Source organism: Rhizobium sp. WYCCWR 11128, from assembly GCF_013416305.1.
Taxonomy (GTDB): domain Bacteria; phylum Pseudomonadota; class Alphaproteobacteria; order Rhizobiales; family Rhizobiaceae; genus Rhizobium; species Rhizobium indicum.
The window spans coordinates 112,225-136,677 of record NZ_JACCEZ010000001.1 but is presented as its reverse complement, the minus strand read 5'-3'; the positions used below and the strand labels follow the sequence as shown (position 1 = coordinate 136,677).

At 60.3% G+C, this 24,453-nt stretch carries 34 protein-coding genes and 1 tRNA gene; 12 read left to right on the top strand and 23 right to left on the bottom strand.

Going from position 1 to position 24,453, the window contains the following annotated elements:
* Positions 1-32 precede the first annotated feature (32 nt).
* Positions 33-1,331, bottom strand: a complete 1,299-nt coding sequence (locus HX898_RS00695; protein WP_138330469.1) for a PotD/PotF family extracellular solute-binding protein — start codon at positions 1,329-1,331, stop codon at positions 33-35.
* A 54-nt stretch (positions 1,332-1,385) separates the two neighbouring features.
* Positions 1,386-2,474, bottom strand: coding sequence for an ABC transporter ATP-binding protein (locus tag HX898_RS00690; RefSeq protein WP_138387038.1), 1,089 nt, complete (start codon positions 2,472-2,474; stop codon positions 1,386-1,388).
* Between the two features lie 266 nt (positions 2,475-2,740).
* Between HX898_RS00690 and HX898_RS00685 the strand changes: the two genes are divergently transcribed.
* The gene (locus HX898_RS00685) at positions 2,741-3,451 is read left to right on the top strand and encodes a GntR family transcriptional regulator (protein WP_180193717.1); all 711 of its coding nucleotides are present in this window, start codon (positions 2,741-2,743) and stop codon (positions 3,449-3,451) included.
* Between the two features lie 63 nt (positions 3,452-3,514).
* Here the strand turns inward: HX898_RS00685 and HX898_RS00680 are convergent, their stop codons facing one another.
* Positions 3,515-3,928 (bottom strand): DUF4174 domain-containing protein, encoded by a 414-nt coding sequence (locus tag HX898_RS00680; RefSeq protein WP_129419797.1) that lies wholly within the window; start codon positions 3,926-3,928, stop codon positions 3,515-3,517.
* 219 nt (positions 3,929-4,147) lie between these two features.
* Complete coding sequence (locus tag HX898_RS00675) at positions 4,148-4,531, bottom strand: hypothetical protein (protein ID WP_129419796.1); 384 nt, start codon at positions 4,529-4,531, stop codon at positions 4,148-4,150.
* 360 nt (positions 4,532-4,891) lie between these two features.
* Here HX898_RS00675 and HX898_RS00670 point away from each other — a divergent pair, with 360 nt between their 5' ends.
* Together HX898_RS00670 and HX898_RS00665 are read left to right on the top strand one after the other, a co-directional pair.
* Positions 4,892-5,098 carry a hypothetical protein gene (locus HX898_RS00670; RefSeq protein ID WP_129419795.1) on the top strand — a complete coding sequence of 69 codons (207 nt, stop codon included), beginning with the start codon at positions 4,892-4,894 and terminating at the stop codon, positions 5,096-5,098.
* 25 nt (positions 5,099-5,123) lie between these two features.
* Positions 5,124-5,363, top strand: a complete 240-nt coding sequence (locus HX898_RS00665; RefSeq protein WP_180193716.1) for a DUF2934 domain-containing protein — start codon at positions 5,124-5,126, stop codon at positions 5,361-5,363.
* 42 nt (positions 5,364-5,405) lie between these two features.
* Here HX898_RS00665 and HX898_RS00660 read toward each other — a convergent pair whose 3' ends face one another.
* Both HX898_RS00660 and HX898_RS00655 read right to left on the bottom strand, forming a co-directional pair.
* Positions 5,406-7,331 (bottom strand): DUF5054 domain-containing protein, encoded by a 1,926-nt coding sequence (locus tag HX898_RS00660; protein ID WP_180193715.1) that lies wholly within the window; start codon positions 7,329-7,331, stop codon positions 5,406-5,408.
* 374 nt (positions 7,332-7,705) lie between these two features.
* Entirely contained in the window at positions 7,706-7,900 is a 195-nt protein-coding gene (locus HX898_RS00655; RefSeq protein WP_018242928.1) for a hypothetical protein, read from the bottom strand.
* Positions 7,901-8,023: 123 nt separating this feature from the next.
* Between HX898_RS00655 and HX898_RS00650 the strand changes: the two genes are divergently transcribed.
* From HX898_RS00650 to HX898_RS00640, 3 genes are all read left to right on the top strand, one after another.
* On the top strand, positions 8,024-8,749 hold the full coding sequence (locus HX898_RS00650) for a LuxR family transcriptional regulator (RefSeq protein ID WP_138330463.1): 726 nt from the start codon (positions 8,024-8,026) through the stop codon (positions 8,747-8,749).
* 199 nt (positions 8,750-8,948) lie between these two features.
* Complete coding sequence (locus HX898_RS00645) at positions 8,949-9,614, top strand: acyl-homoserine-lactone synthase (protein ID WP_003541559.1); 666 nt, start codon at positions 8,949-8,951, stop codon at positions 9,612-9,614.
* A complete protein-coding gene (locus HX898_RS00640; RefSeq protein WP_138330462.1) occupies positions 9,611-9,814 on the top strand; it encodes a hypothetical protein in 204 nt (67 codons plus the stop codon). The genes HX898_RS00645 and HX898_RS00640 overlap by 4 nt, the downstream gene beginning before the upstream one ends.
* 119 nt (positions 9,815-9,933) lie before the next feature.
* On the opposite strand, the gene HX898_RS00635 is transcribed toward HX898_RS00640, so the two are convergent.
* On the bottom strand, positions 9,934-10,302 hold the full coding sequence (locus HX898_RS00635) for a response regulator (RefSeq protein WP_025395379.1): 369 nt from the start codon (positions 10,300-10,302) through the stop codon (positions 9,934-9,936).
* 200 nt (positions 10,303-10,502) lie between these two features.
* Between HX898_RS00635 and HX898_RS00630 the strand changes: the two genes are divergently transcribed.
* Positions 10,503-10,578, top strand: a tRNA-Ile gene (locus HX898_RS00630).
* 318 nt (positions 10,579-10,896) lie between these two features.
* On the opposite strand, the gene HX898_RS00625 is transcribed toward HX898_RS00630, so the two are convergent.
* Positions 10,897-11,517 (bottom strand): hypothetical protein, encoded by a 621-nt coding sequence (locus HX898_RS00625; RefSeq protein WP_180193714.1) that lies wholly within the window; start codon positions 11,515-11,517, stop codon positions 10,897-10,899.
* Entirely contained in the window at positions 11,514-11,747 is a 234-nt protein-coding gene (locus HX898_RS00620) for a hypothetical protein (protein WP_173883609.1), read from the bottom strand. The genes HX898_RS00625 and HX898_RS00620 overlap by 4 nt, the downstream gene beginning before the upstream one ends.
* Positions 11,748-12,479: 732 nt before the next feature.
* Between HX898_RS00620 and HX898_RS33065 the strand changes: the two genes are divergently transcribed.
* Positions 12,480-12,674 carry a hypothetical protein gene (locus tag HX898_RS33065; protein WP_138386981.1) on the top strand — a complete coding sequence of 65 codons (195 nt, stop codon included), beginning with the start codon at positions 12,480-12,482 and terminating at the stop codon, positions 12,672-12,674.
* 103 nt (positions 12,675-12,777) lie between these two features.
* On the opposite strand, the gene HX898_RS00615 is transcribed toward HX898_RS33065, so the two are convergent.
* Complete coding sequence (locus tag HX898_RS00615) at positions 12,778-12,975, bottom strand: hypothetical protein (protein WP_138330460.1); 198 nt, start codon at positions 12,973-12,975, stop codon at positions 12,778-12,780.
* Positions 12,976-13,229: 254 nt separating this feature from the next.
* Between HX898_RS00615 and HX898_RS00610 the strand changes: the two genes are divergently transcribed.
* Complete coding sequence (locus HX898_RS00610) at positions 13,230-13,376, top strand: hypothetical protein (protein ID WP_171598428.1); 147 nt, start codon at positions 13,230-13,232, stop codon at positions 13,374-13,376.
* Between the two features lie 100 nt (positions 13,377-13,476).
* On the opposite strand, the gene HX898_RS00605 is transcribed toward HX898_RS00610, so the two are convergent.
* Positions 13,477-13,923, bottom strand: coding sequence for a GNAT family N-acetyltransferase (locus HX898_RS00605; RefSeq protein ID WP_138330459.1), 447 nt, complete (start codon positions 13,921-13,923; stop codon positions 13,477-13,479).
* A gap of 196 nt (positions 13,924-14,119) precedes the next feature.
* On the opposite strand from HX898_RS00605, the gene HX898_RS00600 reads away from it, so the two are divergent.
* Entirely contained in the window at positions 14,120-14,860 is a 741-nt protein-coding gene (locus HX898_RS00600; RefSeq protein WP_180193713.1) for an SIMPL domain-containing protein, read from the top strand.
* Positions 14,861-15,005: 145 nt separating this feature from the next.
* Here HX898_RS00600 and HX898_RS00595 read toward each other — a convergent pair whose 3' ends face one another.
* The 4 genes from HX898_RS00595 to HX898_RS00580 all read right to left on the bottom strand — a co-directional run bounded on the left by HX898_RS00595 (position 15,006) and on the right by HX898_RS00580 (position 16,850).
* Entirely contained in the window at positions 15,006-15,350 is a 345-nt protein-coding gene (locus HX898_RS00595; RefSeq protein WP_138330690.1) for a hypothetical protein, read from the bottom strand.
* A 176-nt stretch (positions 15,351-15,526) separates the two neighbouring features.
* A complete protein-coding gene (locus HX898_RS00590; RefSeq protein WP_180193712.1) occupies positions 15,527-15,832 on the bottom strand; it encodes a hypothetical protein in 306 nt (101 codons plus the stop codon).
* A gap of 124 nt (positions 15,833-15,956) precedes the next feature.
* Complete coding sequence (locus HX898_RS00585; protein ID WP_138386979.1) at positions 15,957-16,379, bottom strand: secondary thiamine-phosphate synthase enzyme YjbQ; 423 nt, start codon at positions 16,377-16,379, stop codon at positions 15,957-15,959.
* A gap of 117 nt (positions 16,380-16,496) precedes the next feature.
* Positions 16,497-16,850, bottom strand: coding sequence for a DUF1428 family protein (locus HX898_RS00580; RefSeq protein WP_138330456.1), 354 nt, complete (start codon positions 16,848-16,850; stop codon positions 16,497-16,499).
* Positions 16,851-17,063: 213 nt separating this feature from the next.
* Between HX898_RS00580 and HX898_RS00575 the strand changes: the two genes are divergently transcribed.
* Positions 17,064-17,750, top strand: coding sequence for an HAD family hydrolase (locus HX898_RS00575; protein WP_180193711.1), 687 nt, complete (start codon positions 17,064-17,066; stop codon positions 17,748-17,750).
* Between the two features lie 122 nt (positions 17,751-17,872).
* Here the strand turns inward: HX898_RS00575 and HX898_RS00570 are convergent, their stop codons facing one another.
* The 3 genes from HX898_RS00570 to HX898_RS00560 all read right to left on the bottom strand — a co-directional run bounded on the left by HX898_RS00570 (position 17,873) and on the right by HX898_RS00560 (position 20,625).
* Complete coding sequence (locus tag HX898_RS00570) at positions 17,873-18,544, bottom strand: DUF922 domain-containing protein (protein WP_180193710.1); 672 nt, start codon at positions 18,542-18,544, stop codon at positions 17,873-17,875.
* 3 nt (positions 18,545-18,547) lie between these two features.
* Positions 18,548-19,768 carry an MFS transporter gene (locus tag HX898_RS00565; RefSeq protein WP_138386977.1) on the bottom strand — a complete coding sequence of 407 codons (1,221 nt, stop codon included), beginning with the start codon at positions 19,766-19,768 and terminating at the stop codon, positions 18,548-18,550.
* 137 nt (positions 19,769-19,905) lie between these two features.
* Positions 19,906-20,625 carry a Crp/Fnr family transcriptional regulator gene (locus tag HX898_RS00560; RefSeq protein WP_138330689.1) on the bottom strand — a complete coding sequence of 240 codons (720 nt, stop codon included), beginning with the start codon at positions 20,623-20,625 and terminating at the stop codon, positions 19,906-19,908.
* 133 nt (positions 20,626-20,758) lie between these two features.
* On the opposite strand from HX898_RS00560, the gene HX898_RS00555 reads away from it, so the two are divergent.
* Complete coding sequence (locus HX898_RS00555) at positions 20,759-21,004, top strand: hypothetical protein (protein WP_129419782.1); 246 nt, start codon at positions 20,759-20,761, stop codon at positions 21,002-21,004.
* 163 nt (positions 21,005-21,167) lie between these two features.
* Here HX898_RS00555 and HX898_RS00550 read toward each other — a convergent pair whose 3' ends face one another.
* From HX898_RS00550 to HX898_RS00530, 5 genes are all read right to left on the bottom strand, one after another.
* Complete coding sequence (locus HX898_RS00550; RefSeq protein WP_129419781.1) at positions 21,168-21,401, bottom strand: hypothetical protein; 234 nt, start codon at positions 21,399-21,401, stop codon at positions 21,168-21,170.
* A gap of 75 nt (positions 21,402-21,476) precedes the next feature.
* On the bottom strand, positions 21,477-21,875 hold the full coding sequence (locus tag HX898_RS00545; RefSeq protein WP_138330452.1) for a DUF427 domain-containing protein: 399 nt from the start codon (positions 21,873-21,875) through the stop codon (positions 21,477-21,479).
* A gap of 83 nt (positions 21,876-21,958) precedes the next feature.
* The gene (locus HX898_RS00540) at positions 21,959-22,651 is read right to left on the bottom strand and encodes a phenylalanine--tRNA ligase beta subunit-related protein (protein WP_180193709.1); all 693 of its coding nucleotides are present in this window, start codon (positions 22,649-22,651) and stop codon (positions 21,959-21,961) included.
* 3 nt (positions 22,652-22,654) lie between these two features.
* Positions 22,655-23,551, bottom strand: coding sequence for a DMT family transporter (locus HX898_RS00535; RefSeq protein ID WP_180193708.1), 897 nt, complete (start codon positions 23,549-23,551; stop codon positions 22,655-22,657).
* 79 nt (positions 23,552-23,630) lie between these two features.
* A complete protein-coding gene (locus HX898_RS00530) occupies positions 23,631-24,437 on the bottom strand; it encodes an AraC family transcriptional regulator (protein WP_180194341.1) in 807 nt (268 codons plus the stop codon).
* Between the last annotated feature and the right edge of the window lie 16 nt (positions 24,438-24,453).

Genomic DNA, 24,453 nt, shown 5'->3' with positions numbered 1-24,453 from the left:
AAAGACAGTAGCTGCCGCCCTCTCAGCGGAGATCAGGCTGCGATGAACTCGTTCCAGCGGCGGACCATGTAGCGGTCCTCGTCCATGACGGAGTTCCAGCAGGCGACAGCACCCATGCGGGCTTCGAAGGAGCCGCCGTCGCGAACGGCGCCGGCCTTTTCCATCACCTTGCCCTCGGGAGACAGGATGTCGCCGGCAGCCGGCTTACCCTCGATCCAGTAGCCCCATTCGTCGGCCGACATGAATTGCTTGGCAGTGTCCATGCAGGCGGAATAATAGCCCTGGCGGTTGAGGTAGCCGCCGACCCAGCCCGACGTGTACCAGTTGATGTATTCATAGGCGGCATCGAGCTGCGCGCCCTTGAGGTGCGAGGCAAGGCCAAGACCGCCGCCCCAGGCGCGGTAGCCTTCCTTGAGCGGCTGGAAGGTGCAGGCGATGCCCTTCGAGCGGACGGCGGCGACGGCCGGAGACCACATCGACTGGATAACGACTTCGCCCGACGCCATCAGGTTCACCGACTCGTCGAAGCTCTTCCAGAAGGCGCGGAACTGACCGTCGCCCTTGGCCTTGATGAGGAATTCGATCGTCTTGTCGATTTCTTCCTTCGTCATGTTGCCCTTGTCGGCATATTTGATCTTGCCGGAGGCTTCCATGATCATCGCCGCATCCATGATGCCGATCGACGGGATATTGAGGATCGCGGTCTTGCCCTTGAAGGCCGGATCGAGAATGTCCGCCCAGCTGGTGATCGGACGGCCAGTGAGATCAGGACGGATGCCGAGCGTGTCGGCATTGTAGATGGTCGGAACCATTGTCATCCACTGCGTCGCCTCCTTGGCGAACTTCTTGGAATCCTGCGCTTCGACGAAACCGACCGTGTGCGGCGCCGTGCCTTGGGCGATGACGCTGTCTGCCTTCAGCTTGCCGTTGATGAACAGCGGCACGATCTTGTCGTAATATTTCAGCTTTTTGACGTCCATCGGCTGCATGACGCCGGTCGGGAACACCTTCTTGGCGATCCAATATTCGATGTCGGCAATGTCGTAGCTGTCAGGCTGAGTGACGGCGCGCTGGGCGGCGGCGTCTGAATCGGTCGCCGTCATCTCCAGCGTGATGCCGAGATCGGCTTTGCACTTCTCGGCAATGGCATTGATGTTCGAAACGCCGGTGCCGAACTGGCGAAGCGTGATGTTCGTCTGCGCCCAGATGGTGGGAAAGCCGGTGATGGCGCCGGAGCCGGCGATGGCGCCGACGGCGGCAGCACCCGTCTTCAGCAGCGTGCGGCGGGAAAGACCCTTCTCCGCCTTGGTCGATGTCGTTTCAGTCGTCATGTCAGTTCCCCTTTTCTTGGATATGGAAGGTTCAGTGTTCTTGATGGTGATGGCTCATGCGGAAGAGCGGCCGAGAAGCACGGCATCCTCGAGCGCCCAACTGAGCGAAACGGCATCGCCGACGGCGACCGGCCGGGCGAAATAGTCGCCGTCCTCGGCAATGACGGTGAAGTCGTCGCTGCCGGCGCCGATAACGGTGATTTTCACGGAAGAGCCGCGATATTCGATGTTGGAGACGATGCCGTCGAAGCCGAGTGTCCACTCGGTCGCCACCTCCAGGCGCACGCGATCGGTGCGGATGCCGATGTCGACGGGCTCGCCGACTTCCCTGCCCGTTCCGCGCACGGAAAAACTCTGCCCCTCAGGCACGGTCATGACGAGCACGCCGTTCTCGCTCGAAGTCACCCGGCCGGACAACACGTTGTGGTCGCCCATGAACCGCGCGACGAAGGCCGTCGCCGGCCGCTCGAAGACTTCGCGCGGGGCTGCCGCCTGCTCGATCCGACCGTCATTCATGATGACGATGACGTCGGCGAGCGCCATCGCCTCTTCCTGGCTGTGGGTGACGTGCACGAAGGTGATGCCGAGCGACTTCTGCAGTTTCTTGAGTTCGGCGCGCATGCGGATCTTCAGGAACGGATCGAGCGCCGATAGCGGCTCGTCGAGCAGCAGCGCTTCCGGATCGGTGATCAGCGCGCGCGCCAGCGCCACGCGCTGTTGCTGGCCGCCGGAAAGCTGGGCCGGACGCCTGTTGGCATAGGCCTCCATCTGCATCAGCTTGAGCATCTCGAGTGCCTTGGCCTGCCGCTCCTGCTTATCGACGCCTTTCATCTTCAGGCTGAAGGCGACGTTGTCGATCAAATCGAGATGCGGGAAGAGCGCGTAGGACTGGAACATCATCGCCGTGCCGCGCCTGGCCGGCGGAAAATCGGTAACGACGACATTGCCGAGACGGATATCGCCCGACGAAATGCTCTCGTGGCCGGCGATCATGCGCAGCGTCGAAGTCTTGCCGCAGCCCGACGGGCCGAGGAAGCAGCAATAGGAGCCGGCGGGGATCTTCAGGCTGATCGCATGGACCGCCGTCGTCGCGCCATAGACCTTCGAAACGGATACTATATCGATCTCTGCCGCTTTCGACATCATGCCTTCCCCTGTTTGGAAAAGACGATGCATCTGCCGTGCCAGACTCCGTTGCCTGCAGCAAGCCATTGCGAAATAACGATTTTATCAAAACTGCAGTTAAGAGAGCAAATTATAGGCGCGTCGCTATCTGCACATGATTTAGGCTATCGTGCTCAATTTGTGCAAAACATCGTATACAATCTGGCCGCTGTTTCGGGCACAAATTCTGTTTAACTTTGGCGCGAAGCCGGATATGGTTTGCCGACCATCAGGAAGTAAATTTCATGAAATCCGCCGCCAAGGCTCAGCAGGCCGAAGACTCCACAGATACCGGCGCGCAACAGATCCGCGATGCCATTCGCGAAGCGATCGTCGAGCGCAGGCTCTCGCCCGGCACCAAGCTTTCGGAAAGCGATGTCGGCAATCTCTTCAACGTCAGCCGCACGCTTGCCCGCGCCGCCCTGCAGGCGCTCTCCTATGAAGGCCTCGTCAGCGTCGAGAAAAACCGCGGCGCCTTCGTCGCCTATCCCTCGCCGGAAGAGGCTCGCCAGATCTTTTCCGCCCGCCGCTTGGTCGAACCAGGCATATTGCGCGAGGCAGCGGCACGGATCACGCCTGACGATATTACTCATCTGCGACAGCTTCTGCTGGAAGAAGGCCGCCTGATGAGCGAGCGTGGTCAGACCGCGCGCCGCGCTGAAATCAAGGCATCGGGCGATTTTCATCTGACGCTGGCAGTCATATCGGGAAATTCGATCATGCAGCGCTTCATGGAGGAACTCGTCGCCCGCTCGTCGCTGGTGATTGCGCTCTACGGGCAGTCGACCGCATCGAGCTGCGGCCATTCCGAACATGGTGACATTATCTCGGCGATCGAAGCCGACGAACTCGACCGCGCCTGCCAGCTGATGCTGCATCACATCGCCCATATCGAGGCCGATCTTGACCTGCGCGAACGCAAGAGCCTCGGCCTCAAGGAAGCCTTCGAACTCTGAGCATGCAAAGGTTGCGGGCGCGGATGCTCCACCGCCCGCCGCTTCAAACGGACTCTCGAAACACTACCAAGGCGTCTTCTTCGGCAACATCTCAAAAGCTGCGAAGATATCCTCGGCGCTCATCGGCTCGCTCGAGCGCAGCTTAACGGTTCCGTCGCGTCCGATCAGGATCAGCCCAAACTCGCCGGATGGCGGTCCCTGCAGCCGATCGCGAATATCGTCGGCATCAAGTTCCCAGTCATCGTCGAACAGCGCAAACGCGCCGCCGCCGGCAATGCTGAACACCTCGACGTCTTCCTCGATCAAGCGCATATGCGCCTTGCGCAGCCATTCGTCCTGGATGAGCGCGCGGTCATCTTGCGCATCGGCGAAGATGATCAGCACCCGCTTCCTGTCGCGAAACTGCTCGAGCGATTGCGGAAGCTCAGGCTCACGCCTGGGTGTACCCATGATTTCATGAACAATAGATTTTAGCATGGTGCTCATTCCTCGCCCGTCACCACTGCATAACTCTTAGATCGGGATCGATTTAAGGATAGATTATGCAGCAATTCAAAGTGCTACAGCGCCCTTTGCGACTCTCGAAAAGGGCGCTGTAGTAGCGGGCTGTGCCTGCCGAATTAAACGGCTGGGAATGAGCGAGGTTCCGCCAAAAAGCGGAAAAGGATCGCAGCCATGGCCGCGATCCTCACCCTATCAGTCGCGGCCCTGGTCTTCGGACGCGTGGGCCGAAACGGCAACGAGATCCGCAGCCCCAGTGACGAGAAGTCGCTTGCGCACCAGGACGCGCATGACGCGCGCCGCCGTCGAGAAGGTCATCTGGTCGAGCGGGCCTTCGCCCTCCCACGGCTTGGTCAGCCGTTCGGTGACGGCGCCGACGATGTTCATCGGCACGATGTCGGTGCATTCGCGCATGGCTTCGAAAACGAAGCTGATGGGGATGACCCGTCCTTCGTGGGTCACGATCGGTTCGGTCAATTCGCTGTCCCATTCCTCGAAGGCATAGAGCGCTTCACGAAACAGCTGCTGGAGGTTGAACGGCGCGTGGCCGTCATGAAGTGGCGGCAGTGCATTCATCATGTCTGTCTCCTCTTGATGGGTTGAAGCCAAAGTCCTCCGGTATCGGTCGCGCCAACGCGGGGAACGGAACGTTTTGCTGCCCCTGCGAACCGAATAACACTATTGATTCTATAGAGTAACGCGCCGGGGTAAAGCCCATTTATCCGCCGCCGCGGAAGCGAATTCCATAACACGCTGATATTCTTGCGTGTTTTAGACGAAATTTTCTCCGCGCACACCAGCCTTAAAAATCTATGCCATCCGCCTGAGATCGCTCCGGAATGGCACGGCGAGGCGAAAAAACCCTGATAATTCACGGAACTTTTGTCTTTGTAATTTGTTTTGTTCTCACATTCGCAAAACACACTGGGGTTATCACCAATGACGCAAATCCGTGAACCGGAGCGCCGAAGCAAGATCCTGCGCGGCCGCCCCTATAGCCTTGACGAATTCGCCTCCAAATATGGCCTGCGCGGCGAGCAGGCAGAAAGCCTGTTTACCCGTTTCGGGCCCTCCTCGATCGAACTCGACCTGCTGATGGCAGCCAAGCGCCGGCCGCCGGTTCTGCAGGACAGAATTGCCGAATAACAATTTTGATGAATGGAATGGATAGATGAGCGACAGACGCCACGAATGGATCAGCAAAAGAGCTTACGCGATTTGGGAGGAACGCGGCCGGCCAAATGGGCGCGACGACGAGCACTGGCGCCAGGCAGTTGCCGAACGCGACTCGCTGGAGCGCACGCAGGCCTCCTCCGATGGCCGCGAGGTGCTGGTGAAGTTTCGCCCCAAGCCGCAGCGGCCCGAAGCGCCACGCGCCGGCTGGTTCAACCGAACCGCAAACGTCGGCTGAATCTTTTCTCACATCGGCCGGGCCGCTTGCGGATCGAGCGGCTCAATCGAGCCTGAGCCGGAAGCGCGCCTGAAAATCTCCCTGCCACCACATGGGGAAATTGGTTCCCCACTTATTGTTGTGCAGATTGAAGCGGATGCCGGCGGTAAAATCCGGCAGCGTCCTGCAAAACGTCATGAAATCCGAGCTTTGCGGCGCAACCAGCGGCGCATCGAAGGTTTCGATCGTCAGCGGGCCATCGGCAAGATCACCGCGTGCTGATGTCACCGCCTGCAATTGTCCCCCGCCGCTTGTCACAATATTCCCAGATCGGTGCCAGAGGCCCATCTTGCGGAAATTCCAGTCCCCGGCACCATCAGGCGTGAAGGAAAGAAAGCTTGCCTCCGGCATGCGGTTGGCCGGCTTGTCATGCAATGTCAGGCTGAGGTCGAGGCGATCGCCCTCGGCGGTGAAATGCAGCATCACATGCGGCGGCGCGCCATAATTCTGCACGGCCTCGGCCTGCATCGAGAGAAGGATGCCCGCCTCTTGCGTCGCTTCCAGCGCCGGCAGAAACACCTTCGAAAGTGCGGCCCCCGACCGGGCAAGCCCCGGTTTGTCATGGTCGAGCACCGCCCATTCCTGGCGATGGGTCAGGTAGGTCTCCATGTGGCTGATAACGTCGCCGGCATCGTAGCTCTCATATCGATAGGCGATCAGCGAGCCGTCGCAGCCGGAGATCGTCCGGCCGGAGGGTGAGGTGATTTCGGCCACATCGCCGCTCGCACCGTCGAGCGCGATCGACCAGCCACCGGTCTGCAGGCGAAGCTCCCGCCCACCGCCCTTGATGACGGCAGGCGTGGCAAGTTCGGCAAGTACGCTCTGCGCTGACTTCCGGTCCGTCTCGTCGAGCTGCGAGACCGCCTGGTCGAGATAGGCCCGCTGCTCGTCCCATGAGGCTTCGGTATAGGCGAAGCGATAATCGGATCGGCGTGCTGCCTCGAAATCGGCCCGCGACCACGCCTTATCGTCGCGCAAATAGGATTTGATATCGACGCCGCAGGTATGTTCGGCCACCATCGCCAGTCCGCGCCCGAAGGCGAGACGTCGCGCGTCGAGCCCATCCGCCGCGAAGCGGTCGTAGAGCCGCTGCAGCGCGAGAAACCGCGCCGTCTTCACCGGATCGCTGCCGCTGCCATGGATCCAGCTGTCGCCGAGTTCCAGCTCGACAACAGGGAAACGCTCACGCTCCCTCCAGAGAATGGCGCCGTAATCCTCGAGCGTCGCTGCGCGGATGATCGCATCCGGCTCACGGGCGCGTAATTCGCGATAGGCCTCGGCCGTCTGCGGCACGCTCTGCGGCCCCATATTGTCGTTGGTATGGGCAAAGCTTAGCCCGTCCTCGAAACCGTCTGGGAAACAGGTCTCGCCATAGGAGCGCTGGTACATGACGACCACCTCCTCGCCGCCTGGCGCCCGCCAGCGGAAGATGTCGGGCACGTCAGGCGGCGGTGAGGCCGTATTGACGCCGAGATGCAGGAAGCGGATGCCCGCCTCTGATAGCAGCGGCACCATGCCGAGCGTATGGCCGGGCACATCGGTCATCTTCGCCGCGATCGTCGTCTTGCCGAAGCGCCGGTCGAGGTCCTGCGAATAGGAAAGCCCGGCCCGAAAGAGATCCGGCGACATCAGCTCCGTATGGGTGGTGAACGGCAGCCCGTGCCAGCGGATCAGCCCGCACTCGATCGCCTGTTCCAGCGCTGCGACCTCTCCCGCAGAGCGCGAATTCAGATGATCCCAGATCAGCCAGGCGCCCGTCGTCCAGATGAATTTCGGCTCGTCGGAATTTTCGGCATGAAAATGCTTGGCCGTTTCGATCGCCTGCGGAATGAAGCGCTCGTGATATTGCCGGCGGACTTTCTCGGCATGGTCGGTAAAGCCGATATCGAGATGGGTCTTGAAGACCAGATGCACGCGCTTTTCAGTCATTCCATTTCACACATCGGACCATTTCACACATCGGGCCATTTCACACATCGGGGATGCCATCCGAAACGTTTCTGCATCAGCGCTGCCATAGGCCATCGGAGTGTAACCGTTTCCACAAACACCATTGCTCCTGCCGCAAACACGCCGTCAAGCGATTTTGGCACAGATCAATGAAATGAACGGGATTTCTTAACCATGAATTCGGAAACGTCGCCGTCCAGCGCTTTCATCGTAGAATCGAATCGCGACAAGAATGAAGACGTGTTCATCGATAATTATATAGAAGGGCGGCGGGATTTCCTGGCCGTCTCGCCCGGGGTGCGTTGTTGAGCCAAGGAGAAAAAGCCTGAGCCGTTCCTCCGCAAGGCTGATTGTCAGAAGGCGTTGGTTTCCTGGCAGAGCGCCCGGTGAACCTCGGTCCAGAACAGCGCCAGCGGCCTGTCGCCGTTGCGTTCGGCAACGAGCGCGCGGATCAGCGCTTCGGAGCCCGCCATGTCCTGCCAGCTGGATTTCAGGCCCTTGGCCGCCTGTTGGCATTCGGCAATCTCGAATGGTCTCTTGCTGTCCATATGAGGTCTCCTCATGACAGGCGCTAGCAGATGGAACCCGGATTGTCATTCCCCGCATATGTGGGGATGCCTTGTATTTATGACGGCCCTCGCGGTAGGATTGAGGGGATTGGGGCAGTGGAAATGATTGAGAATACCTATAGCGAAAAGTTCGAGTCCGCTTTCGAACAGATCAAGGCTGCAGCCAATGTGGATGCCGCCATCCGCATTCTCCAGGCTGAATATGGCCTCGATTTCGTCACCTACCATCTCGCCCAGACGATCGCGAGCAAGATCGATTCGCCCTTCGTGCGCACCACCTACCCGGATGCCTGGGTCTCCCGTTACCTGCTGAACAGCTATGTGAAGGTCGATCCTATCGTCAAGCAGGGCTTCGAACGCCAGCTGCCCTTCGACTGGAGCGAGGTCGAGCCGACGCCGGAGGCCTATGCCATGCTGGTCGACGCCCAGAAGCACGGCATCGGCGGCAACGGCTACTCCATTCCCGTCGCCGACAAGGCGCAGCGCCGCGCCCTCCTGTCGCTGAATGCCCGGATACCGGTCGAGCAATGGACCGAACTCGTCCGCCGCTGCCGCAACGAATGGATCGAGATCGCCCATCTCATCCACCGCAAGGCCGTCTACGAACTGCATGGCGAGAACGATCCGGTGCCGTCACTGTCGCCGCGCGAAATCGAGTGTCTGCACTGGACGGCGCTCGGCAAGGATTACAAGGATATTTCGGTGATTCTCGGGATATCGGAACACACCACGCGCGATTATCTGAAGACCGCCCGCTTCAAGCTTGGATGCGCCACCATTTCGGCGGCCGCCTCCCGGGCCGTTCAATTGCGCATAATCAATCCCTAAAGCGCGTCGCGATCTTCAGATTCGCTCTTCCCGCTTTAGCTCTTTGTTTTTACGCATGTCGTTATCGCAAAACCGCTGCACAGTTTTGCGCGACATGCTCTGCCCCCCCTCATCTGGGGGGGCCCATCTGAGGGAATTTCCGATCCGGCCCGCATGAACCATTCTGCTTTCCACGAACTTGAAAACGCTGGAGGGCAAAATGTTCGTTATCATTCAGGCACATGAGTATCAGAAATACGCTGCCGTACTCGACCAGATGTTTCGCCTGCGCAAGAAGGTCTTCGCCGATACGCTCGGCTGGGATGTCCCGGTCATCGGCCCTTACGAACGCGACAGCTACGATTCGCTGGCTCCCGCCTATCTCGTCTGGTGCAACGACAGCCGCACCCGCCTTTATGGCGGCATGCGCCTGATGCCGACGACAGGCCCGACACTTCTCTACGACGTCTTCAGAGAGACGTTTCCCGATGCCGCCAATCTTATCGCCCCCGGCATCTGGGAAGGCACGCGCATGTGCATCGACGAGGAGGCGATCGCCAAGGATTTCTCCAATGTCGATGCCGGTCGCGCCTTCTCCATGATGCTGCTTGCGCTTTGCGAATGCGCGCTCGATCACGGCATCCATACGATGATTTCCAATTACGAGCCCTACCTCAAGCGCGTCTACAAGCGCGCCGGCGCCGAAGTGGAAGAACTCGGCCGTGCAGACGGTTACGGCAAATACCCCGTCTGCTGCGGCGCCTTCGAAGTATCGGACCGCGTGCTGCGCAAGATGCGCGCCGCCCTCGGCCTCACCCTACCCCTTTATGTCAGGCACGTGCCGGCCCGCTCGGTCGTGACCCAATTCCTGGAGATGGCAGCATGAACCGCCTCGCTGAAACCACCACGCAGACTGCAATACAGAAGGATATCGGCGCGCTGGAGCGCCATGTTCTCGCATCCCGCGACATCGCCACGCAGATAGGGGATCCCTTCCTCTCCTATCTCCTCTCGATGGCGCTGTTTACGATCTACGAGAAGAAGGCCCATCACGAGAACGAGGCGCTGAGGAGCAGCTTCAGCTGAGGGCCGGTTCCCCTCCGCCGCCTGAAGACGAGCATGTCTCCCGGCGCCTCGCGCGCAGCCGCAAAAACAGTCCCCGTTTTGCGGCTGCGCGCCCCTGTCATGTCATCAGGGTATTGCCGTCACGTCATCAGGGAATCGATGGTCGAAATCAGCGTGTCGTGCATGTAGGGCTTCGGCAGGAAGGCGGTATTGGCGGGCAGCGCCATCGGATCGAGCCGCACCATACCCGAGGTGATGATGATGCCGATATTCGGCCGCATCGCCCTCACCCGATTGGCAAGCTGGAGACCGTCCATCGAACCCGCCATGTTGACGTCGGTGAACAGGATATCGACATCCTGCCTGCCCTTCAGCACCACCAGAGCCTCGTCGGCATTCGCCGCCTCCAGCGCCACATGACCGACCTCCTCCAGCACATCGAGGATATTGAACCGGATCAGCGGCTCGTCCTCCACGATGAGCACCACGGCACTATTCGAAGCCACCATCTGCGATCGCCCTCTTCATGCGGAATGTGACTTGGATAAGTGTGGCCCGCGCGAGAAGGTTCCAGTGGCTGCCCACGAAATATGCATCGTCCACAGATGCTTGCGCTGCCCGCTTGTGGCTCCTCCGGATTTGCGTTAGAGCGGAACCCGTGCTGCGGGAACCATTGCCCCGGCACCCAAGCGCCGGATACCCGGCGCCAGGGCCTGTAGCTCAATGGTTAGAGCCGGCGGCTCATAACCGCTTGGTTGGGGGTTCGAGTCCCTCCGGGCCCACCACTCCGCTGCAATGCCCTGTGTAGCCGGACGCGAAATTCCGGAATTTTGACACTAGGTTTCGGAATTTTGAGGTTTCAAAAGACGGGCATGGCGAGCGTTTGAAGCCCTGTCCTGAGCCGCACAAACCGCCCTTCGCCGGGCGTACTCATTTTTCGTGCAGATCTGGATGCGTCGTTCCCGGCACGCTCGTTCGCAAGGAATCCTGCAGAAACCCACAGGTCTTCTCAAACTTTCCCCGATGGTCGAAAGGATTGTCGGATGCACGCCATCCGCTTCCAGACTTCAGCTCCGAGTTCGGTGAACGATTCCACAAGTGCATTAGGCCTTCGGCGTCCGGCCGGTAATCGCGAAGTCCATATATGTAAGTTTGTCGATCAACCTTGTCACGTCGGGATGGTCAAATGAATGTATCTCAAGCTTGTGGGCAAATTTGTTCCGGATCTGAGCTATTAGCTTCAAGGCTTTGCAGGCGCCCGATCCGACTATGCCCAATGCAAAAGCGATATCCACTCGTGCAGTGAAAGTGCTGAGCGGCCCATATCGCATCGGGTCGAATAGACGATCAATTGCCTGTGGATCAGAATGCATTCCAGGGAAATAGCGTTCAATTGCTGATCGCAACTGCTCCTCGACGACGGTCACGTGAACAATGGCAATCGAGCGGTCCGCCTCGCGGCGAGCCTGCCTCACCGCTTCGCCTTGAGCGGTAACAGCATTGTATGTTGCCTCTCCTCCGTAGGCCTCGATCATTGTGTTTCTTACTTTGGCTTGAAGTGCTTCAGACCAAGCTCTTTGCTCTTCGATCGACCAGGTTGGCGGCTGAGGCTGCTCGCTTTCTTCACCACGCGCTAAACGCTCTGCGTGCTCTAATAGAGCTGCCTGCAGGCGTACTATCTCATCGTCCAGTTCGGCAAGCCGTGCAGCGGTAACCTCTGTCATCTAAGCAACCCGAGCGACTTAGCTGTAGCCTTTGTGATCGTGCGCAGCGACGCGTTCGATTTCGCCATCAACGGCACACTTGTGCCAATGAACTGAGCATTCTGGTCGATATCGTAAGCGCAGGGATCAGCATAAGCGATGATCTGCACGAGGCCGCCAGCAAGTTCCTGTCCGTTAAGGTCCATATCGGCCGCTGCCTCACCGCCCCATACTGATAACGCGACGGCCAAAACCCCATATCCCGCGCAACGCATAATTACCCCCAACGATCAACGCTTTCGCGTTGGTACTAACTCCGCTGGAAATAGAATAGGTCAATTCGACGGGCGTAATTTGGCATCCGCTGAATAGCTGCCGAATTTCCCTGTCGCAGGTTGTTCTCCCCATAAACTTAAGTTCTCTACTGGTTGGAAGGACTTGCGACAGGACTTCTGCCTTGTTTTCCAAAGCCCTGTTCGTTGCCGCTTGCTGTTCTTTTGCCGTGGAACCCAAGCGTTTCAATGCGACCTGACCCGGTGTGCGCAGGATATGGCATCCGCGCCTCAAGGCGCCTTCTTCCAATGCAAGCTGCTGGCGCAGATGGCGGATGTCCTGGAGCAGTGTGCCTATTCGGCCGCCTTATCTCCTTTGCGAAAGGCTACCACCTCGGCGAATTCGTCGCCGACCGGGCTTGACCTTCGCTCTGGATTCATGGCCGCACCCATGAGCCTCCTACCTACTCCAGATCGGCAATCGAGCAGGGTAAATGGGACCTCTTCGACAGGCTGCGGCTCCCCATATCGTCGATGTCCAAACAAACATCTGTAGGCGTGGCCGTGGCAACCTTGATCGTGGCAGCGAGCGCTGGCGAAGGGGTTTTCAGCAAATAACAAAATCTTGATCGACAACGACAGTTATCAGGTCCCTCATCGGCACTACTTGCCAGGATTATAAGGACACTTTGGACAGTGAGGGGTGGGGAGATGCTTCAAACTCGCAAATTATCGGCAGCCATAGCAGCCGTCTTCGTCATTGCCATGTCGGCATCGGCCTGCACCACGAGCCCAAACGACTCAGTGCAGACCGGTTCGGTCGGCTATACCGCTCAGAGCGCCGACTTTGCCCTTCGGCCTGCCTGCCGCAATGGATTCGGCAACGATCGTCCGTGCAGCTATTAGCGCTGGAGAATTAGAAGTCTGATTGCCGCGATAGTTCGCCTCCGGCGATGGCCAGTATCACGCGACTTCGTCCGGCGGCATCATGCCTGATCGGCGCACATTCCTAATAGCTACAAGAGCGTCCATCGCTCGGCCTGAATCCACCCCCACACGCCGGATTAAGCGGCTGACGCTCATAATAACCGCCATAACCGCCGCCGATCGACGAGGTTTGATCGGGGCTTGTTGATGTGCAGGCCGAGATGATCGAGGCAAGGCTGATCAGCGTTCCGGTCGCGATAAATGCGAAAAATCGGTTCATCTGAGCTTCTCCTTCGGAGGGGATGGTTTTACCCCAAGCGGGCAATCTACCATGCCACGGCGAATACAGACGAGGATTTATAGCGGCCGACCGCTCTCGGCGGCCGCTTCTAACGCCAATGTGATCGCCCTTTAGGCCAGTTTCGCCCAAGCCATGCACCGTCACATAACTGTCATGCAAAATTGCCCATTGTTATGGCAGCCTGGGCAAAATATATGCTGCCGGCTAACAAAAAAAAGAATGAGTGAACTGCCATGAGTGCCATACATAAACTTTTCAACCGCAATCTCCTGACCCGCTTCGTCGCTGGTCTCGGTGCGGTTCCCCAGCGCATTCGCAACGCACGCGAAGAGCGCAAGCCCGCCATCCACCCATCCTTCATGGACGATTTCGGCGCCTAGTAGGACAATTCGCGAGTCAACCGACTCGTCTGCCCCCGCAATTACGTCCTCCAATGTCATTTCAGTTGATATCTGATGGGAAGCCGCCAGCGGCTTCTGATCAAGTTGCGGCGGAAAATTCCTTCCGGAACCAGATCCGGTCAACGGGCCGGCATCCCGCATGCCCGCTGACCCTGCCGAATTCGACATATCCGAGCTTCGGGTAAAAATCCGGGGCCTGGGTCGAGAGCGTGTCGACGCAGGCCGTGACGGCGGCGCGGCGGCGCCCTTCTTCTTCCGCCGCCGCCATCAGCTTCCTGCCGATGCCGCTCAGGCGCAGCGATTTTTCGACCCACAGATTGCCGATGAAAAGAACAGAGAAGGAAACGGACGCCGTTATTCCGGCGATAAGCCTTCCATTTTCCCGCCAGACGATGGCGAAGGCCTCGCGTCTGATCTCAGCGCTCTCGTTGAAGGCGTTCAGGCCATCGGAAATCGCGGTGGCGATCTCTGACGGGACGGGATCGAGCGTTTCGAACATTGCTTCCTCGTCGTCGATGATCGCCATATGATAGCGAGCCGTCGGTTCCGGTCCAGCCGTTTCGGCTCTTAAGGGTCGGCGGACGTCCTCCGGGTTCAGCTCCAACGCATGCGCCCCTTAGATTTTTTTCTCGCTACGCATGCGCCTGTCTTTTCCGCCGTAATAGCTTCACAATCAACCGACAGAAAGCTGTTCCGGGAAACGACAACCAAGGAATGAAAACATGGCGCCGATCTATACCAGAACTGTCCTGATGACCGCCCTTCTGGCCCTGCCGCTCGCCGCTGCAGCGCCCGTCTTCGCGCAGGATGCAAAGCCGCGCGAGCCGGTGATTTCGGTGACCGGCGATGGCGAATCCTCCGTCGCTCCCGATATGGCCATCGTTAATCTCGCCGTCGTCAAACAGGCGAAAACCGCCCGCGAAGCGCTCGACGAAAATAACAAGGCGATGAACGACGTGCTTGCCGCGCTGAAGAGCGGCGGCATCGCTGAGCGCGACCTGCAGACCTCCGGCTTTTCCATCCAGCCGCAGTACAATTATCCGCAGCCGGTCGACGGCCAGCAGCCGCCGCCGCAGCTGATCGGCTACCAGACCATCAATTCGGTCACCGTCAGGCTGCGCGATCTCGCCGAGCTCGGCGCGGTGATCGACCAGTCCGTCACCCTCGGCATCAACCAGGGCGGCGAAATCCAGTTCACCAACGACAAGCCGGACGCCGCGATCGAAGAGGCACGCAAGGCCGCGGTCGCCGATGCCGTCAAGAGGGCGAAGACGCTGAGCGAAGCCGCCGGCGTCAAGCTCGGCCGCATTCTTGAGATCAACGAGAATGTGCCGCGCGCAATGCCGCAGCCGGTCTATCGCGCCACGATGATGAAGGAGGCCTCCGACGCCGCCGTTCCCGTCCAGGGCGGCGAGAACAATTACAATGTCAGCGTCACCGTGACCTTCGCGATCGAACAGTAAAATGAAAGCGCCGCGCGTCTTTTCAGATGCGCGGCGCTGTAAAAAGGTTTTCACAAAGAAAACCGCCCTTGCCGATCGGGGAGACTGGCAAAGGCGGTTCTTAGCCGCCGCATCGGGGAGACGGGGCGGCGTTTTCTTCTAACGATTAGCGGCGCAGGGCGGGGCAACCGCGCACATTGCCGAAGCTCATTTCACCGGGACCGCGACGCGTCCAGCCCTGGACGATCACACGGCGCGGCGTGATATCGACGACGCGCGTGCGGCGAAAGCCGTAATCCCGGGCGAGGTTTTCGGCGAGCCGCGGATCGCAACCGCGCGACGGCCGGCCGTAGCCCTGCCCCGGAGGCGGGCGGCGGTAATCCTGCGGCGGACCACGGTCCGGCTCGCCAATAATGATATTCAACTGGGCGGCGGCCGGGACCACCGTGCCGGCAAGCGTACCGGCTGTCAGCATGACGGCAAGACCCGCCTTTGCCAGAAACTGCATCATCGAAAAACCTTTCGTTTGAAAGTCGGTGCGGTCGAGCCGCCCTCCCCATTGGTCCGCATCACGCCGAAGCGTCATTTGGGAATCACTCATACAGGTCAGAGAAGAGACGGCTGAAAGTGTCACCGTCAAGGCAAAACAGACCGGAAGCGCCGCTTCGGCGCCTCCGGCTGCAGTCCTCAGCGCCGGATCAGCGGGCAGCCGCGGACATTCGCGAAGGTGATCCTGTCCCAGCCGCGGCGGTCGCGCCCGGCAACGACGACGACGCGCGGCGACATGCGGGTGATGTGGGCTCTCCGCAGGCCGAAATCACGCGCCTTGCGCACCGCGTGCATCGGCGAGCAGCCGCGGATCGGACGATGATATTGCGCCTCGACGACAAAGCTCGTCTGCGGCCCTGCGGCGGCGGCCGTGGAAACAGTGGCCGGAATAGTGCAGAGGGCGAGCAGAGCGGCAAGCGAAGCCTTGGTCAGGAAATGCTTCATGTTGTGTCTCCGTCGATTGGTATTCCCAAGCTCTCCCTTCAGGGATTGTCTCGACAGTAAACGTTGCAAAATGAATGGTGTTCGAACCGGGCATTCAGTTTGCATTCACAAGGATTAACCGGTTTCAGTTGCTGAGATGCAGCACGATTTCGCGCCGGTGCGGCCGGTCGCGATGTTCGAAAAGATAAAGGCCCTGCCAGGTGCCGAGCATCAACCGCCCATCGGCAACGGGAATGCCGATCGAGACCTGCGTCAGCGCCGCCTTGATATGCGCCGGCATGTCGTCCGGCCCCTCGGCCCTGTGCACGACCCAGCCCATGTCAGGATCGGAGGCCGGCGGCACGAGGCGGCGGAAGAAGGCGAGGAGATCGGTGCGCACGTCAGGATCGGCATTTTCCTGGATCAGCAACGAGCAGGAGGTGTGGCGCACGAAAACGGTGAGAAGCCCCTCCTCCCGCCCCGACGCTCTGACGAAGGCCTCCGCCTGGTGGGTGAACTCGTAAAGGCCCTGTCCGCGTGTGGACAAGGTGAGGATCGTCTGGGGCAAGGCGCTCTCCTGCTTCGAGATGACATCTCTCGCGAGTTGGCGCGCTGCTTGGCACGAGTCAAGCTTGCCCGGGCAAAGTCAAGCTTGCCCGGGCAAGTCAATGCTTGCTTCGGGCGATCAGAGCTTGAGCAGCGTCTCAAAGCCGCCGTAGATCATCCGCTTGCCGTCGAACGGCATCTGCCACTGGTCGCCCTTGAGCCTGGCATCGGCCATCACCTTGGCATTGATATCGTCGCGCTCCTGGCGCGAGCCGTAGACGATCCAGGAAAACACCACCACCTCATCCTCCTTCGCCTGCACGGCGCGGGGAAAGGAGGTCAGCTCGCCATAGGGCACATCGTCGCCGATGCATTCGACATATTCGAGCGCGCCATATTCCTTCCAGATCGAGCCGGCGAAGGTCGAGAATTCCTTGTAGGCCTCGATATTCCCCTTCGGAACCGCCACGATGAAACCATCGACATAGGACATCTCGCTCCTCCTCTGCGCGTCTGCGCCTTGTTATGGCGGAGGAGATAGGACGGCGGCCAGGCAGGTCCAGGGACGAAGCGCTCAACCGCCTTTTCATCTCTGATTGCGCCGCTGTCGATCGTCCATTCGACTCGTGAGGTTTGACCCCGATCCGGTTTTCCGCTTTACCGGCTTTGCGGAACAATCCTTTGAGCGAGCATCGGGCGGGACACCATGATTAGAGCGGTCCTTTTTGATCTTGACGAAACCCTCATCGACAAGACCGCTACCGTCTTCACCTTCCTGCCGCTCCAATATCAGCGATTTCGTCTTGGCGAGCACGGTGTCGAGGAACAGCACTACATTGCTGAATTCCTGCAACTGGAGAAGGCCGGCCTGGTAAGAAAGCGCGATCTTTATCCGCGCCTGGCGGAGACATTCAGTCTTCCAAGCGAGCTTGCTGAGGCCCTCTTCCACGACTTCGAGACAGTGTATCCCGGCATGGCTGTTCCCATGTTAGGAGCAAAACAGACCATTTCGGCGCTGAAGCAATCCGGCGTTCTAGTCGGCGTCGTCAGCAATGGCGAAGGCAATGTGCAGCGACCGAAAATCGCGGCGGCGGGACTGAACGAAGGGCTCGACCTGGTGGTCATTTCAGGAGATATCGGCCTTCGTAAACCGGCACGGGAAATTTTCGAGCTGGCTGCTGGCCGTCTCGACCTGCCCGTCGACAACTGTCTCTTCGTCGGCGACAATCCCGAGGCCGATATTCTTGGAGCAGAGAACGCCGGCATACATGCCGTCTATTTCGGCCCGAAAAACGCCTGGCCCGCTTCGCTGCCCTCGCCGCGGTATCGAATAGAGCTGCTGCCGCACCTGATAGCCCTTGTCCGCGATCTGAACGCACCCACCGAGACTTGATAGGGACGAAGCGCCCGCTCCGAAAGGGGATGGCCATGCATCTGGCTGCGGCCTGATAGCCGCACCGGAGCTTTCTGGCTATACCGCTTTGAGAACGTCGCCCGTTATCCGCTTCGGCCCACTCAGGGCCCATTCACCAGCTTGAGGATGAGCTGCTGGATATTGCCGCCGTCACCCATTTCGATCTTGTCGAAGTCGCGGCCGCGCTGGCGCTGTCTTTGGGAGATCTCGCCGAGGCGCCGGGTCAGCTCGATCCTGATCTTCTTGCAATCGGGATCGTCGGCAACGGTGAGGCCGATGCTCGTCACCTCGATCTCCTTGACCATCTCCTTGATGGTCTCGCCATGCACCCGCTCATGCGCCTGCATGCCTGATATGAAGGCCTGCCAGCTGCTCTTCACGGCGGCTGGCAGCTCAGCAGATGGTTTCGGCAGCGTATAGGTGATGATGAGCTTCGGCCGGTTGGTCACGATAACGCAGGCATTGCCCTGCGGTTCGTATATCCGGGTCCAGGTCAGCTTGAACGTCGTATGCGCGATTGCCCGGCCGAAGCCGCCCGCCTTCGGCCCACGCTCGCCGATCGATGCATAGAGCCCGGCCCCAGACGTGCCTGATATCGAATAGGGCCGCACCTCTTCGACCGCCTGCCACTCGGCCAGTGCCACGGCCGGCACTAAGGCGAAAAACGCGGCCAGCACGCAAGATAGAAAACTTTTCGTCACGCCGATCCCCACCGAATGATGTTTCGGGCCGAACCTAACGGGAGCGGTCGCCGCTTTCAACGCGTCATGCATGTGCTAGCCCTGCAGCGTCTTGACCTTGCTGAGATCGGGGAAGAGCCGCATCCACAGGAGCACGACGACGATCGTGCCGAGCCCGCCTACAACGCCTGTGGCGACGGGTCCGAGGGCTGCCGCCATCATGCCGGATTCGAATTCGCCGAGCTGGTTGGAGGTGCCGATGAACAGCGAGTTGACGGCGCTGACGCGGCCACGCATCTCGTCCGGCGTCAAAAGCTGCACCAGCGAGCTGCGCACGACGACACTCACCGTATCGGACGCGCCGATGACGAACAGTGCCAGCACGGAAAGCGCGATATTGGTGGAGAGCGAGAAGATGATGGTGGCGACGCCGAACACGGCGACGGCGGCAAGCATCTTGCGGCCGACATTGCTGCTCAGTGGCCGGCGAGCGAGCATGATCGACATGGCAAGCGCGCCGACCGCCGGGGCCGCGCGGAGAAAACCGAGGCCCCAGGGACCGGCATGCAGGATATCGCTGGCAAACATCGGCAGCAGCGCAGTCGCGCCGCCGAGCAGCACTGCGAAGAGATCGAGCGAGATCGTCCCGAGCATCACCGGCCGGCTGCGGATGAAGGAGACGCCGGCAAAGACCGAGGCGAGCGTCACCGGCTCACGCTTGGCAGGGCTCCATTGCATCCGGATCGAGATGACGTTGAAGCTTGCGACGGCAAAGAGCAGCGCGGATATAGCAAAAGGCGCAACGGGGTGGAGGCCATAAAGCAGGCCGCCGAGCGAGGGGCCGATGATCATCGCCGTCTGCATCAACGAGGTCGAGGTTGCGACCGCCTTCTGCAGCATCGAGGCCGGCACGATGTTCGGCAGCAGCGCCGCCATGGTCGGACGCTCGAAGGCGACGACGGCGCCGAGCACGGTGACGGCGGCAAGGATGCCGGCCGGCGTCAGCCATTGCTGCCAGGTGGCAACCGCCAGCACCAGCGCCGTCACCGCCTCGATCAACTGGCAGACAAGTCCGATGCGCCGCCGATCGAACCGGTCGGCGACATGGCCGACGACGAAGGTCAGCACCGCCATCGGCAGAAACTGGCACAAGCCGACGAGGCCGAGCGCAAAGGCGCTATGCGTCTGGTCGTAGATCATCCACCCCATGGCGATGCCAATGGACTGGAAGGAAAGCGAGGAAAAGACGCGGGAGGCAGCGAAGTTCAGATAGCCGGGGTGGCGAAGAACGCTCCCCGGGCTTTGGGATATGTCCATTGCGATGTCACCGGCCGGCAGCGGTCGCCGGCCTTTAGGAGAGTTTTCAAGATCGGAGCGGTGTTCTGCCCGAATGGGCGAATTGTCAATCGCAATGAAGCGCCGTCACCGGATTGTGTGATGCCTCCAGCCCTGTCCTACCGCGGCTCCCTGAAGATGCTGAGATAGCCGGGATCGAATTCGGCGATTTCCTGCAGGCGTTCCCAGTCGACGATGGTGATCGTCCGGTTCTCCCAGGTGAACACGCCCTCGCGCCTCAGCGCCTGCAGCGTCTTGTTGAGGTGGACGACAGAAACGCCGAGCACGTCGGCCATCTCGATCTGCGTCAACGGAAACTGGAAGCTTGCGCCGCGCGTCCGCTTCACCACCTGCAGCCGCACGAAGAGTTCGCAGACGAGGTGAGCGATATGGGCACGCTTGGAGCGCCGGCCCATGGCGACGATCCACTCGCGGTGGATGGCGCCATCGACCAGCGTGTCGAGCCAGAGCAGCCGGGTCAGGTGCGGCATGCGTTCGGTGATAGCCTTGAGATCGGCATGATCGGCGAAGGCGACATGACAGGACGACAGCGCCACGATGCCGTGATCCATCTTCTTGATCGGGAAAGCATGCAGATCGACGAAATCGCCGGCAACATGCAGTGCGGTGATCTGGCGGCTGCCATCGGCCATCACCTTGTAGCGCGCCGCAAAACCATCGAGCAGCAGCGTGCTGTAGCCAGGCCTGCTTCCTTCGGAGACGAGATCCTCCCCGGCAGCAAAATACCTGTCTTTGACGATGATCGCTCTGAGATGGCTTTCCTCTTCGGCCGACAGCAGATCACGGCTTCCAAGGTTGAGCAGCAGGGATTCAATCACGGGCATGCCCACCGATATCGCTGGAAGCCGGCCCCATTTCGATGCGACCTATATTTTCTATAAGAATCAATGCCTAGCCTCGGGAACAATTGTCTTCATCTGTGATTTCTCCCTGTGACGCGCAGGAAAAAACATGGCTCGCTACTATTTCGATCTACACAACGGGGAAGGTCCCACGCGCGATGAGCACGGCACCGAGCTCAGATCTCGTGAAGACATTCCAAAAGAAGTGACCCGCATCCTGCTGGATGTGGCCCGTGACGAATTGCCTGCGGGTGATCGCATGACCATCGCCATCACCGTCCGCAACGAGAAGGGCGATCCGGTCACGGTTGCCAGTCTCGTCTTCAACAATGAATGGCTCGACGTCTTGCGATAGCGGCGGCCGTTAGGGGCTGCCGCCAGTCACACATACGCATCAATCCGACTCGGTCGATTGCGCGACGCTAAGACCCGCCTTCATAGCCGGCAATTAAATTTGACATAGTCGTTCGATTGCTTGGCGCGATCGACAGGTATTCAGGGCCGGGACGCCCGCGTGGCTATTTCGCAATTTCCTCGAGAATCAGCCGGATTTCCGCAAGCGGTCGCCGGCTTTCATCGAAGAGCTCCACCGACATCATATTCAACGGTGCAGTCGGCAGGCCTTCGGCGGCCATCTCCGCGAGAACGCGCCGCGCCTCCGCTTTGGCAGCCTCGATAGAGTCGAAATCATATCCCGTCTCGGTCGCCCCGGCACCATCCCGATCGAAGAGCTGAAAGTAGAATTTCGGCACGACACATCCCCCGCTAGATGACCCTAACGGCCCGGAAGCAAACATGTTCCGCCGGAACGGCTGCAATGCGTGTCGTCAGAAGGTGCCGGCTTCCGGAGAGGCCATTTCCTCGATGCCGTCGACGCGATCGGGATAGAAGGCGAGATGGTCTTTTATGTTGATGACCGCGGCGTTCGGCGCCTCGTAGGTCCAGACGGCATTCTTCGAGCGGTCGCCGCCCGCAATGATGCTGTAATAGGAGGCAACGCCCTTATAAGGGCAATGGCTGGTGTGGTCGGTGCGCTGAAGCAGCGACATATCCACATCCCTCCGCGGAATATACTGCACCGGCGGATAGGAGGCCTCGCGCAGCGTCAGTGCGTCATGGGTATCGGCGATGGTCTTGCCGCCAAGCGTGACGACGACACGGGAGGGATTGTGCTCGACCGTGATCGGATGGTCCGGCCCCGGAATCTTGATCGACTTGTCTGACATGGTGGTTCGTCTCCAGGAGATATCGGCCCCATGGAGATAGGGCGGCCATGCCGCCGGCCCAAGGCCTCGAATGCCACCTTCGTTTAGAATTCGAAACGCGGCGATTCCACGCTCAGCACCGCCGTTTTGGGTGCCACCGGCCAATGCCCCGCGAGCGCATCCGCAACTGTGGCGACCAGCTTCCCCATATCCTCATCGGCGGAAACATGCAGGGCCTCCGCAACAATCAGCACCGAGCGCGTCGTCTCCCGCACGGCCGAAAGCCCGCTCTGCCGGTTCGTCCAGCGCCGCGCATGCGCGTTTCCCGCACCGTCTGCGAAGATCACCTCGTCCGGCTCCGGATGTTCGATTTCGCCAGCGAAGGTCAGATAGGTCTCGTCACCCCTGGCTCGCCGGACTTCGAGATCGCCGGCGATCTTATCTGTGTCGAAGACGGCGACCGGAATGGCGAAGGCGAGTGAAACCGCATTGCAGAGATCGATGAGCGGATGCAGGCGCGGCAGCGCATGTTCCTGGCGGAAGCGGCGCAGCAGCGCCTCGGACGCGCAGCGATATTGTGTCGGCTTCAGCCCCATACGGGAAAAGCCGCGCCGCCAGGCCTGGATTTCGGGGAATTCGCCTTCCTGGGCTTTGGCCAGCCGGGCCTCGGCAATCGCGCTGAAGCCTGCGATCGCCGCCTCGACATCGGCATCCGCATCGATCCCTTCCGCATGAAGCGTGCCGGCGCGAAGCTCCGGAAAGGCCTGCCATATGGCATCGGAATGGCTGAACTGCATGGTCTATCTCCCTCCGGCAAGTTTCACGGTACGGCTCCCGGCAAAGGCAAGCCCGAGCACGGCCGCAAACACGCAGGCGATACCGGCGATCTGGCTGAACCCGACCGGCTCTCCAAGGATGATGAAGGCAAGGATGACGGCGGAAACCGGAGCCAGCGCCGTAAAGAGCGCGGCTTCCGTACCGCTCACCCTTTCTGCCCCCGCATACCACAGCAGAAATCCGCCCACGGTCGGCACGAGCGCATAATAGACGACGGCGGCGACAGCGCTTGCGGAAATACCATGTGCGAAAGGCGCTTCGAAAATAGCCGAGATGGCGGCAACGATGAAGCCGATGCCGGCCATCAGCGTCGACTGGGCAAGCGGCGCAATCTCCGTCTTCAGTCTTTTGTTCAACAGAATGAATAACCCCTCGCAGACGACGGCCAGGAAGATCAGCGCATTGCCCAAGAGCGAGCCCCCGGCGGCATCCGGCGTGACAGCGATCGACAGCACGCCTGCCGTCGCAAGCGCCACGGCAAGAAGCAGGCCACGCTGCGGCCGTTCACGAAGCAGCAGGATGGAGATTGCGGCCGACACCACCGGCAGCGTGCCGATGATGACGCCGGCATCGGCCGCCGAGGTCAGGCTGAGGCCGGAGATCAGCAGCGTCGTGTAACCAACACTGCCCGCCCCGGCCTGAATGATGAGGATGAGGCGGTCATGCCGGGAAAACCTCGGCAGCCGCGCGCCGGTGGCCCACATCAGGAGGAGAAGGACAGGAAAGGCGATGGCGAAGCGCAACGCGGTGGCGCTGAACGGCGGCAGACCCGAAGCGATGAGTTTGCTGGCGACGACCGTACTTCCCACAGTCAGCATCGCCAGCGCCAGATAGAGATAACCTTGAACCTGCCTCGACATTCAGCGTCTCCTGTTGGATGCGCCGAGAAAACAGCAGGAGCCTGTCGAGGTCTTGAATGAAATTGCAGGCTTAGCGAGATCAGAGAAAGGCGCCGGCATAGAGACGCGGCGACAGGCCGTATTTGCGCACGAAGACGCGCGTCATATGGCTCTGATCGGCAAAGCCGCTGGCAAAGGCCGCTTCCGCCAGCGGCATGCCCTGAGCGATCAGCCGCCGTGCGATATGGATGCGTGCCTGGACGAGATAGGCGTGCGGCGTCAATCCGGTCGCCTTGGCAAAACCGCGCAGCACCTGGAAACGGCTGAGCCCGCTTTCCCTGGAGAGATCGGCGAGCGAGACGGCGGCAAGCGGGTCGTCGTCAATCAGGTTTCGAGCCGCGCGGATCGACGCCGGCACCAGTGGTCGCTCTTCGGTACCAGAGCACTCCCGCATGACGTCGGCGACGAGTTGCAGAAGCAGTTCCTCGCAGAACAACCCATCCGCCGCCCTGCCGCCGGTCACCGCACCAAACAGCGTTTCGAAGCGGCCGGCGATCGCCGCATTGCGGATGACAGGATGCGGGATTTCCGATCGCCCTGCCCCGCTTTCGCTGATCTCTCGCGACAGACCAGTGACGATGGCGGGATCGAAATAGAGGATGCGCCATGACCGCCCTTCGCCGATCGGCGCGCCGTCATGCACCTCGTTCGGATTGACCGTGATGATGTCGCCGGCCTCGGCCTCCACCATGCCGCGGCCGCTGAGCGATGACTGAGCACCGGCGGAAATCAGGCCGATGCCGAATTGCTCATGGGTGTGGCGCGCGAAGCTGTGATGCGTTTCCGCTTCCACCGCTTCGACGCCTGATAACGCCGAGCGCAACATCCTGAACTGATTTCTCGCCATCATCCGTCCGCAGGTC

Bases quoted from the DNA above. Each gene is read 5' to 3' on its own strand.
- HX898_RS00680 (WP_129419797.1), bottom strand. From the start codon at position 3,928: ATGCTAAAATCTATTGTTCATGAAATCATGGGTACACCCAGGCGTGAG.
- HX898_RS00685 (WP_180193717.1), top strand. From the start codon at position 2,741: ATGAAATCCGCCGCCAAGGCTCAGCAGGCCGAAGACTCCACAGATACC.
- HX898_RS00695 (WP_138330469.1), bottom strand. From the start codon at position 1,331: ATGACGACTGAAACGACATCGACCAAGGCGGAGAAGGGTCTTTCCCGC.
- HX898_RS00650 (WP_138330463.1), top strand. From the start codon at position 8,024: ATGATTGAGAATACCTATAGCGAAAAGTTCGAGTCCGCTTTCGAACAG.
- HX898_RS00640 (WP_138330462.1), top strand. From the start codon at position 9,611: ATGAACCGCCTCGCTGAAACCACCACGCAGACTGCAATACAGAAGGAT.
- HX898_RS00540 (WP_180193709.1), bottom strand. From the start codon at position 22,651: ATGCAGTTCAGCCATTCCGATGCCATATGGCAGGCCTTTCCGGAGCTT.
- HX898_RS00580 (WP_138330456.1), bottom strand. From the start codon at position 16,850: ATGTCCTATGTCGATGGTTTCATCGTGGCGGTTCCGAAGGGGAATATC.
- HX898_RS00535 (WP_180193708.1), bottom strand. From the start codon at position 23,551: ATGTCGAGGCAGGTTCAAGGTTATCTCTATCTGGCGCTGGCGATGCTG.
- HX898_RS00605 (WP_138330459.1), bottom strand. From the start codon at position 13,923: ATGGCGATCATCGACGACGAGGAAGCAATGTTCGAAACGCTCGATCCC.
- HX898_RS00610 (WP_171598428.1), top strand. From the start codon at position 13,230: ATGAGTGCCATACATAAACTTTTCAACCGCAATCTCCTGACCCGCTTC.
- HX898_RS00615 (WP_138330460.1), bottom strand. From the start codon at position 12,975: ATGAACCGATTTTTCGCATTTATCGCGACCGGAACGCTGATCAGCCTT.
- HX898_RS00590 (WP_180193712.1), bottom strand. From the start codon at position 15,832: ATGAAGCATTTCCTGACCAAGGCTTCGCTTGCCGCTCTGCTCGCCCTC.
- HX898_RS00655 (WP_018242928.1), bottom strand. From the start codon at position 7,900: ATGGACAGCAAGAGACCATTCGAGATTGCCGAATGCCAACAGGCGGCC.
- HX898_RS33065 (WP_138386981.1), top strand. From the start codon at position 12,480: ATGCTTCAAACTCGCAAATTATCGGCAGCCATAGCAGCCGTCTTCGTC.
- HX898_RS00595 (WP_138330690.1), bottom strand. From the start codon at position 15,350: ATGATGCAGTTTCTGGCAAAGGCGGGTCTTGCCGTCATGCTGACAGCC.
- HX898_RS00675 (WP_129419796.1), bottom strand. From the start codon at position 4,531: ATGATGAATGCACTGCCGCCACTTCATGACGGCCACGCGCCGTTCAAC.
- HX898_RS00575 (WP_180193711.1), top strand. From the start codon at position 17,064: ATGATTAGAGCGGTCCTTTTTGATCTTGACGAAACCCTCATCGACAAG.
- HX898_RS00570 (WP_180193710.1), bottom strand. From the start codon at position 18,544: ATGCATGACGCGTTGAAAGCGGCGACCGCTCCCGTTAGGTTCGGCCCG.
- HX898_RS00600 (WP_180193713.1), top strand. From the start codon at position 14,120: ATGGCGCCGATCTATACCAGAACTGTCCTGATGACCGCCCTTCTGGCC.
- HX898_RS00665 (WP_180193716.1), top strand. From the start codon at position 5,124: ATGAGCGACAGACGCCACGAATGGATCAGCAAAAGAGCTTACGCGATT.
- HX898_RS00565 (WP_138386977.1), bottom strand. From the start codon at position 19,768: ATGGACATATCCCAAAGCCCGGGGAGCGTTCTTCGCCACCCCGGCTAT.
- HX898_RS00670 (WP_129419795.1), top strand. From the start codon at position 4,892: ATGACGCAAATCCGTGAACCGGAGCGCCGAAGCAAGATCCTGCGCGGC.
- HX898_RS00635 (WP_025395379.1), bottom strand. From the start codon at position 10,302: ATGGTGGCTTCGAATAGTGCCGTGGTGCTCATCGTGGAGGACGAGCCG.
- HX898_RS00530 (WP_180194341.1), bottom strand. From the start codon at position 24,437: ATGGCGAGAAATCAGTTCAGGATGTTGCGCTCGGCGTTATCAGGCGTC.
- HX898_RS00625 (WP_180193714.1), bottom strand. From the start codon at position 11,517: ATGACAGAGGTTACCGCTGCACGGCTTGCCGAACTGGACGATGAGATA.
- HX898_RS00690 (WP_138387038.1), bottom strand. From the start codon at position 2,474: ATGTCGAAAGCGGCAGAGATCGATATAGTATCCGTTTCGAAGGTCTAT.
- HX898_RS00660 (WP_180193715.1), bottom strand. From the start codon at position 7,331: ATGACTGAAAAGCGCGTGCATCTGGTCTTCAAGACCCATCTCGATATC.
- HX898_RS00645 (WP_003541559.1), top strand. From the start codon at position 8,949: ATGTTCGTTATCATTCAGGCACATGAGTATCAGAAATACGCTGCCGTA.
- HX898_RS00555 (WP_129419782.1), top strand. From the start codon at position 20,759: ATGGCTCGCTACTATTTCGATCTACACAACGGGGAAGGTCCCACGCGC.
- HX898_RS00545 (WP_138330452.1), bottom strand. From the start codon at position 21,875: ATGTCAGACAAGTCGATCAAGATTCCGGGGCCGGACCATCCGATCACG.